The following is an 8,096-nucleotide window of genomic DNA, read 5'->3' as shown; positions in this document are numbered from 1 at the left end:
GGGCTTTGTGTTTCCGTGTTTCGCTTGTGTTGAAAGCTTAGCTGGTTCGTTTTCGCGGTGTCAAATCGGCCGGTTTCGGCTTCTCGGCTCCGCGATGAACTCGCTTTGCATTCAATTTGTTCCACCGTACCAGAACCGAGGCAGCACGCTGTGCTGCTGATTCGCTTCTGGGGGCTTGTTCGCCGCGCTCCGTTCCGGTCTTTCTCCGGCCCGTTCCGCGCTGGCAGAGAGAAAGTTACACCCCGGCCCACGCGGAGACAAATCGGGGGGTCGGTTCCGCCATCTCCGCAGCTAGGCGTGGTGCGACCCCCTGGAACGGTGGATGCTGGACCGGTGCAGCTCTCCCCTCGGCTCGGCCGGTACGCGCTCAACGTCCTCGTGGTCGCGGCTTGCTACCACCTGGGCGCACGTCTCGGCCTGCTCCAAGCGTTGGTCAACGACCAGGTGACCCCGTTGTGGCCGCCGACCGGTGTCGCGGTGCTCGCGCTGGTGCTCGGCGGGCTCAGGTTGTGGCCGGGTATCGCACTAGGCGCGTTCACGGTCAACGCCACGATCACCGACGTCGGCGCGACGACCCTCATCAGCGCGGGCAACACCCTCGGCCCGGTGGCCGCCTACTTGTTACTCCGGTGGGTCGGCTTCCGGGTGGAGTTGGACCGCACGCGTGACGTGCTGGCCCTGGTGTTGCTGGGCGCGTTCGCGGGGATGGCGGTCAGCGCGACGATCGGCTCCGGCACGCTCCTGCTGACGGGCGTGGTCGACGGCTCCTTGTTCTGGTCGACGTGGTCGGTGTGGTGGACGGGTGACGCGCTGGGTGTGCTGGTGTTCGTGCCGCTCGGCCTGGCGTTCCGCTCGCTGCGCCTGCGTAATCACCCGGTGCGCCGGTGGTTGGAGGCCGCGGCGTTGTTGGCGAGCACGGCGGCGGTCATGGCGGTGGCCACGACCAACGACATCCGGTTGATGTACCTGGTGTTCCCGTTCCTCATCTGGGCGGCGTTGCGCTTCCAGCACCTCGGCACGGCGCCGTGCGCGTTGATCGCGACGACCCTGGCGGCGCGTGGCGCGGCGATGAGCACCGGCCCGTTCGCGGAGCTGGACCTGGTGGCGCGGATGGTGACGTTGCAGGCGTTCAACGCGACGGCGGTGGTGACGGCGTTGTTGCTGTCGGCGGCGATCGTGGAGCGCAACGCGGCGCGGGAGGCGATCGAGCGGACCGTGGCGCAGTTGGCGGACGTGGTGTCGCAGTACCAGCCGCTGCTGTTGAGCAACGTGCTGCCGCCCGAGCGTCCGGGGAAGCGCTAAGTGGACGTGGTGGTCGTCGGTGGCGGGCCGGCGGGACGGGCGTTGGCGCGGGCGTGTGCGGCGAGGGGTCTCGGGACGACGTTGGTCGATCCGAATCCGGCGCGGCCGTGGCGGGCGACCTACGCGGCGTGGGTGGACGAGTTGCCGGCCGACGCCCCGATCGCGGTGGCCACGTCGAAGGCCCGTGCGGTGACCACCGTCGAGCACGTCCTGGCGCGTGGGTACGCGGTGTTGGACAACGAGCGGTTGCGGCGACTTCCCGACGAGGTGCGGGTCGTCGCGGGTCGGGTGGTCGAGCGGACCGGTGTGACGGCGACGTTGGCCGACGGTCGGGTGTTGACCGGTCGGGTGGTCGACGCGTCCGGCGCGGTGGGTGGTCGGGCGGCGCAGACGGCGGTCGGCGTGGTGGTCCCGGCGGAGCGGGCGGCGCCGTTCGTCGGGGTGGACGAGGCGCTGATCATGGATTGGCGCAAGCCGCCAGCGGCGACGACGGGCGATCCGACGTTCCTATACGCGATCCCGGTGTCGGCGGACGAGGTGCTGTTGGAGGAGACGTCGTTGGCCCGCCGGCCGGGTCTGCCGCTGCCCGAGCTGCGGCTGCGGTTGCACGCGCGCCTGGCCGCGCACGGCATCCCGGTGCCGGAGGGCGAGGAACGGGTGCGCATCACGTTGGACGGGCGGGCGCGGGACGGCGCGTTCGGCGCGGCGGCCGGGTGGATCCACCCGGCGACGGGGTACAGCGTGGCGGTGGCGTTGCGGCGGGCGCCGGTGGTGGCGGACGCGATCGCGGGCGGACGACCGGTGAAGCGGTCGGCGGCCGAACGCACAGTACGCCGGTTGCGGTTGAGAGGTCTGGCGGCGTTGCTGGCGCTGCGCCCTGACCAGGTTCCGGAATTCTTCAACCAATTTTTCGATTTGTCCGGCAGTCTTCAACGTGACTACCTCGGCGGGCACGACGACCTGCGGGGGACCGCCCGCGCGATGCTCCGGCTGTTCGGTTCGGCGGGCTGGCCCATGCGTGCCCGGCTGGTATTCCCTGTGCATTCGGCCAAACTTTTGGAAACACCTGGTTAACGCTCTCGGCAAAAGAAGATCAACCAGGCAGGATTGGGACGTGCCCGCCTTGCTGGACGACGTTCGCTTCGCCTTCCAGCCGTTGTTCAACCTCCACACCGGAGGGGTCGTGGCGGTCGAAGCACTGGCCCGGCCGCACGACGGCACCGTGCAGGACCTGCTGCGGATGGCGTTCCGCACCGGGTACCTGGCCAACACCGACGTGGCCCTCGCGTGCCGCGCGGTCCGCCACGCGGCCGACCACGGGCTGGGCGTGCCGCTGCACGTGAACCTGCTCGCGATGACGATCGCGGACAAACCCGAGCTCATGGCCCCGCTGTACAGCGCGCTGCGCGACGCCGGCCGCACCCCGGCCGACCTGGTCGTGGAGGTCGGCACGCCGTACTCGCGCGCGCCGCGCCGGCTGCTGGTCAAGGGCATCGACCGGCTGCGCCGGGACGGGTTCCGGATCGCCCTGGACGGTGTGGGCGAGGGCGACTCGCCGTTGTCGCTGCTGGCCGAGGTGCGGCCGGAGATGGTCAAGCTGGATCGCGAGGTGGTGGTGGCGCTGCCCACCGACCTCGCCCGGTACGCGTTGGTCCAGGCGTTGCAGCACCTGTGCGAGCACATCGGTTCACTGGTCGTGGCGGAGGGTGTGGAGACCGAGGCGCAGCTGGCCGCGTTGCGCCGGCTCGGCGTGCGGCTCGCGCAGGGCAACCTGCTGGCGAGCGCGCAGCGGCGGCCCAAGGTGGACGCGACGATCGCGGCGGTGTTGAGCGAGGTCAACGACCCGGAGGCGGTCAGCAACACGATGACCGGGCCGTTGCGGCGCAAGTCCGGCCCGAAGGTCACCGACTTCCTGCACCCGGCGACCACGCTGCCCGACTCGGCGACGTCCGAGGAGGTGCGCGAGGTGCTGGCGAACCAGCCGACGGTCAGCGGCGTGGTGCTGGTGGACGACTCCGGCAAGCCGCAGTGGACGGTGGACCGCAACCGGTTCCTGCTGGCGGTGACCGGGCCGTTCGGGCACGCCCTGCACGCCAACCGGGAGGCGGCGCGGCTGGCGGACAAGCCGAAGCTGATCGGCGCGGAGTCCAGCGCGTTGGAGCTGCTGGACGTGGTGGCGCACGCCAACCGTGAGCGCACCAACGACGATCTGGTGGTCGTGGACGACGACGACCGGTGCCTGGGCGTGGTGCGGGTCGCGGACGTGGTGCGCGGTGTCGCGGAGATGAAGGTGGAGCAGGCGGCGGCGTTGAACCCGCTGACCCGGCTGCCGGGCAGCGACTCGATCGCGCGCGAGGTGGACCGGCGGATCCTGGGCGGCGAGCTGTTCGCGGTGGGCTGGCTGGACGTGGACGCGTTCAAGCGGGTGAACGACTCGGTGGGTTTCGCGGCCGGTGACGACCTGATCCGGGCGATCGGGCGGTCGTTGACCGACGGCGCGGCGGCGTACCCGGGGGTGCAGATCGGGCACGTCGGCGGTGACGACTTCCTGGTGGTCGCCGGGCTGAACGAGGTCGTGCCGTTCGCGGCCGGGGTGCTGGACGTGTCGTTCGAGGCGGAGGGTCGCGGGGTGACGTTGTCGCTGGCGACGTTGATCTGCGCGGCCGGGTCGGTGGGGTCGTACCGGGAGGTGTCCCGGCTGCTCGCGCCGTTGAAGGAGCACGCGAAGTCGTTGCGCGGGACCAGTTGGGTGCTGGGGCGGCCGGGGAGCGACCACGTGGACGTCCTGCGCGGCGGGCCGCACCTGGCGGTGGGCTAGGAAGTTCGAAGTTCACCGCAAGGATGCATGTGCGCTCCGATCAATTACTCATAGCATCAGGCTGACTACCCAGCGCAGGGAGGTCCCTGGTGAGCGAGGTCACCGCTTTACCGCTTCCGCGATTCGTCTCGGACCTGCCGCTCTCGGTGGGGGTCGAGGAGGAGTTCCTGCTCGTCGACGCCGACACCGGAGTGCTGGTGCCGTTGGCGGGCGCCGTGCTCGACGACTGGAGTTCCGGGTTGGATCTCCAGTCGGAGATGACCCGGTACCAGGTGGAGAGCGCCACGCCGGTGTGCCGGAGCATGGCCGAGGTGCATGAGCAGTTGCTCGCGGCGCGGCGTGCGCTGGCGGCGCTGGCGGGTGAGCACGGCGCGCGGATCGTGGCGTCCGGGACGCCGGTGCTCGGTGGTGTCCGGCCGCCGCCGTTGACCGACACCGACCGCTACCGGGCCATCGCCTCGGAGTACGGGTCGTTGGTCGACGGGCTGACCATCTGCGGGTGCCACGTGCACATCGGTATCCCGGACGAGGAGACGGGGGTGCTGATCAGCAACCACCTGCGGCAGTGGCTGCCGGTGCTGTTGGCGATCAGCGCGAACTCGCCGTTCTCGGAGGAGCGGGACACCGGGTACGCGAGTTGGCGCTACCTGGCGTGGAGCCCGTGGCCGTCGGCGGGCGCACCGCCGTGGTTCGAGTCGGCGCAGGACTACCACCGGACCACGGGGGTGCTGCGGTCGACCGGGGCGGCGTTGGACTCGGCGATGGTCTACTGGGACGTGCGGCTGTCGGCCAAGCACCCGACCGTGGAGCTGCGGGTGTGCGACGTGGCGGCGACCGTGGACGAGGCGGTGTTGCTGGCGGCTCTGGTGCGGGCGATCGCGGGGACGGCGCTGGCCGGGCGGCCCGCGCACCGGGTGCCGGATCTGGTGTTGCGGACGGCGTTGTGGCGGGCGGCGCGGGACGGGTTGGACGGCGCGGGGATCGAGCCGCACACCGGTCGGCTGGTGCCGGCGGTGGACATGGTGCGGTCGCTGGTCGACTGGACGCGTCCGGCGTTGCACGAGGCCGGGGACGAGGACCTGGTGGTCGACGGGATCGACCGGTTGCTGATGGACGGGACGGGGGCGGTGCGGCAGCGGCGGGCCTACAGGCGTCGCGGGTCGCTCGTGGACGTGGTGGAGATGCTGGCGGCGCAGACCTGAGGCTCCTGCGTCGAGGTGCTGGGAACGGCTTGCCGGCGCATGCTGGTCAGAGGCGAACAAGGAGGTTCGGCATGACCACCGCACGGGAGATCATGAAAACCGGTGTCCAGTGCATCCAGGAGAACCAGAGCATGCTCGACGCGGCGCGGATGATGCGGGATCTGGGCGTCGGCTCGCTACCGATCTGCGGCCAGGACGACAGGCTGCACGGCATCATCACCGACCGCGACATCGTGCTGCGCTGCGTGGCGGAGGGGCGGGACCCGGCTTCGATGCTGGCCACGGAGATGGCCGGGCACCTGCACTGGGTGGACGCGAACGACGATCTGTCGCACGTCCTGCGGACCATGGAGGAGAACCAGATCCGCCGGATTCCGGTGATCGAGAAGCACCGGCTGGTCGGGATGGTGTCGGAGGCGGACATCGCCCGGCACCTGGACGAAGGGCAGATCGCGGAGTTCGTGGAGCGCGTCTACGCCCGGTGACGCGGCCGTGGACGGTCACCGAGGGGCCGGAATTGTCGGACCCCACCGGTAAGATCAAAGCAGGGGTCCCCCGGCGGGGACCCCTGCGCGGCGTTCGGGGTGGAGCTGTCCGGGCTGTGAGGCCCGGGGGTGTCGGACGGTGGGGCGGTCAGACGGTGAAGCCGAGGGCGCGCAGCTGTTCGCGGCCGTCGTCGGTGATCTTCTCCGGGCCCCACGGGGGCATCCAGACCCAGTTGATGCGGAAGTCGTTGACGATCCCGCCACCGCCACCGCCGACCAGGGCGGACCTGGTCTGGTCCTCGATGACGTCGGTCAGCGGGCAGGCCGCGGACGTGAGGGTCATGTCGATCAGGGCGACGTTGTCCTCGTCCACCCGGATGTCGTACACCAGGCCCAGGTCCACGACGTTGATGCCCAACTCGGGGTCGACCACGTCGCGCATGGCCTCCTCGACGTCGTCCAGGGCGGCCACGTCGGCCTTCGGCGCGGGCGGTTCGGGCATGCCCTCGATGCCGCGCACCACGTCTTCTTCGGCGGTCATGCCTTTGCTCCCTCGCTGCGTGCCACCGCGTCCTTGAACGCCATCCAGCCCAGCAGCGCGCACTTCACGCGCGCCGGGTACTTCGCCACGCCCGCGAACGCGATGCCGTCCTCCAGGACGTCCTCGTCCGGTTCGACCTGGCCGCGGCCCTGCATGAGCTCCACGAACGCGTCCATCTTCTTGAACGCCTCGCCGATCGGCCGGCCCACCACCAGGTCGGTGAGCACCGACGTGGAGGCCTGGCTGATCGAACAGCCCTGGCCGTCGTACGACACGTCGCGCACGGTCTCGCCGTCGAGGCTGACCCGCAGCGTCACCTCGTCGCCGCAGGTCGGGTTGATCTGGTGCGACTCGGCGTCGAACGGGTCGCGCAGGCCGCGGCCGTGCGGGTTCTTGTAGTGGTCCAGGATGATCTCCTGGTACATCTGCTGCAGCTGCATCAGGACACCCCGAAGAAGTTCTGCGCCTCGCGGACGGCGTCGACCAGCGCGTCCACCTCGGCCGGTGTGTTGTACAGGTAGAAGCTGGCCCGCACGGTGGCGGCGGCGTCCATCCGCCGGTGCAGGGGCCACGCGCAGTGGTGTCCGACGCGCACCGCGACGCCCAGGCTGTCGAGCACCTGGCCGGCGTCGTGCGCGTGGATGCCGTCGACGACGAACGACACCGCGCCGCCGCGGTCCACGACCTCCAGTGGTCCGACGATCCGCACGCCCGGGATCTCGGCGAGGCCGCGCAGCGCCGCCTCGGTGAGCGCGTGCTCGTGCGCGGCGATCCGGTCCATGCCGATGGCGTTGAGGTAGTCCACCGCCGCGCCCAGCGCCACGGCCTGCGACGTCATGGGCACGCCCGCCTCGAACCGCGCGGGCGGCGGGGCGAAGGTGGACTTCGCCATCTGGACCATCTCGATCATCGAACCGCCGGTGAGGAACGGCGGCAGGGTCTCCAGCAGCTCGCGGCGGCCGTAGAGGACGCCGATACCGGACGGGCCGAGCATCTTGTGGCCGCTGAACACCGCGAAGTCCACGCCGAGGGCGTGCAAGTCGACCGGGCCGTGCGGCACGGACTGGCAGGCGTCGAGCACGGTGAGCGCACCGACCGCGCGCGCCGCGTCGGCCAGCGACCGCACCGGGTTGACGGTGCCGAGCACGTTGGACTGGTGGGTGAACGCGACGACCTTGGTGCGGGCGTTGACCAGCTCGTCCAGGTTCGACAGGTCGAGCCTGCCCTCGTCGGTGACGCCGAACCAGCGCAGCGTGGCGCCCGTGCGGGCGGCCAGCTGCTGCCACGGCACGAGGTTGGCGTGGTGCTCCATCTCGGTGACGACGATCTCGTCACCGGGACCGATGCGGAACCGCTCGGCCTCGGGGCCGGAGGTGGACGCGTTGCCCATCGCGTAGGCGACGAGGTTGACGCCCTCGGTCGCGTTCTTGGTGAACACGATCTCGCCGTAGTCCACGCCTACGAAGTCGGCGATCTTCTGCCGGGCGCCTTCGTAGGCGTCGGTGGCCTCTTCGGCCAGCTGGTGCGCGCCCCGGTGCACGGCGGCGTTGGCGGTCTCCAGGAAGGCGCGCTCGGCGTCGAGGACCTGCCTCGGGCGTTGCGAGGTGGCGCCGGAGTCCAGGTAGACCAGCCGCTTGCCCTCCCGCACGGTGCGGCCCAGGATCGGGAAGTCCGCCCGGACGGTAGCGACGTCCAGTGGAGTAGCGGTGGTGGTCACTGCCCCGACGCCTCCTCTCGATACGAGTTCA

General features: G+C 70.6%; 8 protein-coding genes. 5 read left to right on the top strand and 3 right to left on the bottom strand.

Features of this window, described 5'->3' with window-relative positions; genetic code table 11:
• Positions 1-333: 333 nt before the first annotated feature.
• The 5 genes from ALI22I_RS13405 (at position 334) to ALI22I_RS13385 (ending at position 5,807) form a co-directional block, all read left to right on the top strand.
• Positions 334-1,302 (top strand): MASE1 domain-containing protein, encoded by a 969-nt coding sequence (locus ALI22I_RS13405; protein WP_077005799.1) that lies wholly within the window; start codon positions 334-336, stop codon positions 1,300-1,302.
• The gene (locus ALI22I_RS13400; RefSeq protein ID WP_077005798.1) at positions 1,303-2,376 is read left to right on the top strand and encodes a lycopene cyclase family protein; all 1,074 of its coding nucleotides are present in this window, start codon (positions 1,303-1,305) and stop codon (positions 2,374-2,376) included.
• Between the two features lie 40 nt (positions 2,377-2,416).
• Entirely contained in the window at positions 2,417-4,120 is a 1,704-nt protein-coding gene (locus tag ALI22I_RS13395; protein WP_077005797.1) for an EAL domain-containing protein, read from the top strand.
• 89 nt (positions 4,121-4,209) lie between these two features.
• A complete protein-coding gene (locus ALI22I_RS13390) occupies positions 4,210-5,322 on the top strand; it encodes a carboxylate-amine ligase (protein ID WP_083751679.1) in 1,113 nt (370 codons plus the stop codon).
• Positions 5,323-5,393: 71 nt separating this feature from the next.
• Positions 5,394-5,807, top strand: coding sequence for a CBS domain-containing protein (locus ALI22I_RS13385; RefSeq protein ID WP_077005796.1), 414 nt, complete (start codon positions 5,394-5,396; stop codon positions 5,805-5,807).
• Between the two features lie 148 nt (positions 5,808-5,955).
• Here the strand turns inward: ALI22I_RS13385 and ALI22I_RS13380 are convergent, their stop codons facing one another.
• The 3 genes from ALI22I_RS13380 to ALI22I_RS13370 are packed head-to-tail and all read right to left on the bottom strand — an operon-like array spanning position 5,956 to position 8,065.
• Positions 5,956-6,348, bottom strand: coding sequence for a metal-sulfur cluster assembly factor (locus ALI22I_RS13380; RefSeq protein WP_077005795.1), 393 nt, complete (start codon positions 6,346-6,348; stop codon positions 5,956-5,958).
• Positions 6,345-6,788 carry a Fe-S cluster assembly sulfur transfer protein SufU gene (gene sufU / locus ALI22I_RS13375; protein WP_077005794.1) on the bottom strand — a complete coding sequence of 148 codons (444 nt, stop codon included), beginning with the start codon at positions 6,786-6,788 and terminating at the stop codon, positions 6,345-6,347. Before sufU ends, ALI22I_RS13380 begins: the two co-directional genes overlap by 4 nt.
• Positions 6,788-8,065 carry a cysteine desulfurase gene (locus ALI22I_RS13370; protein ID WP_077005793.1) on the bottom strand — a complete coding sequence of 426 codons (1,278 nt, stop codon included), beginning with the start codon at positions 8,063-8,065 and terminating at the stop codon, positions 6,788-6,790. Before ALI22I_RS13370 ends, sufU begins: the two co-directional genes overlap by 1 nt.
• Positions 8,066-8,096 lie beyond the last annotated feature (31 nt).

Origin of the sequence: Saccharothrix sp. ALI-22-I, from assembly GCF_001984175.1 — a bacterium.
Lineage (GTDB): Bacteria > Actinomycetota > Actinomycetes > Mycobacteriales > Pseudonocardiaceae > Actinosynnema.
This window is presented reverse-complemented; position numbering and strand designations above follow the sequence as displayed.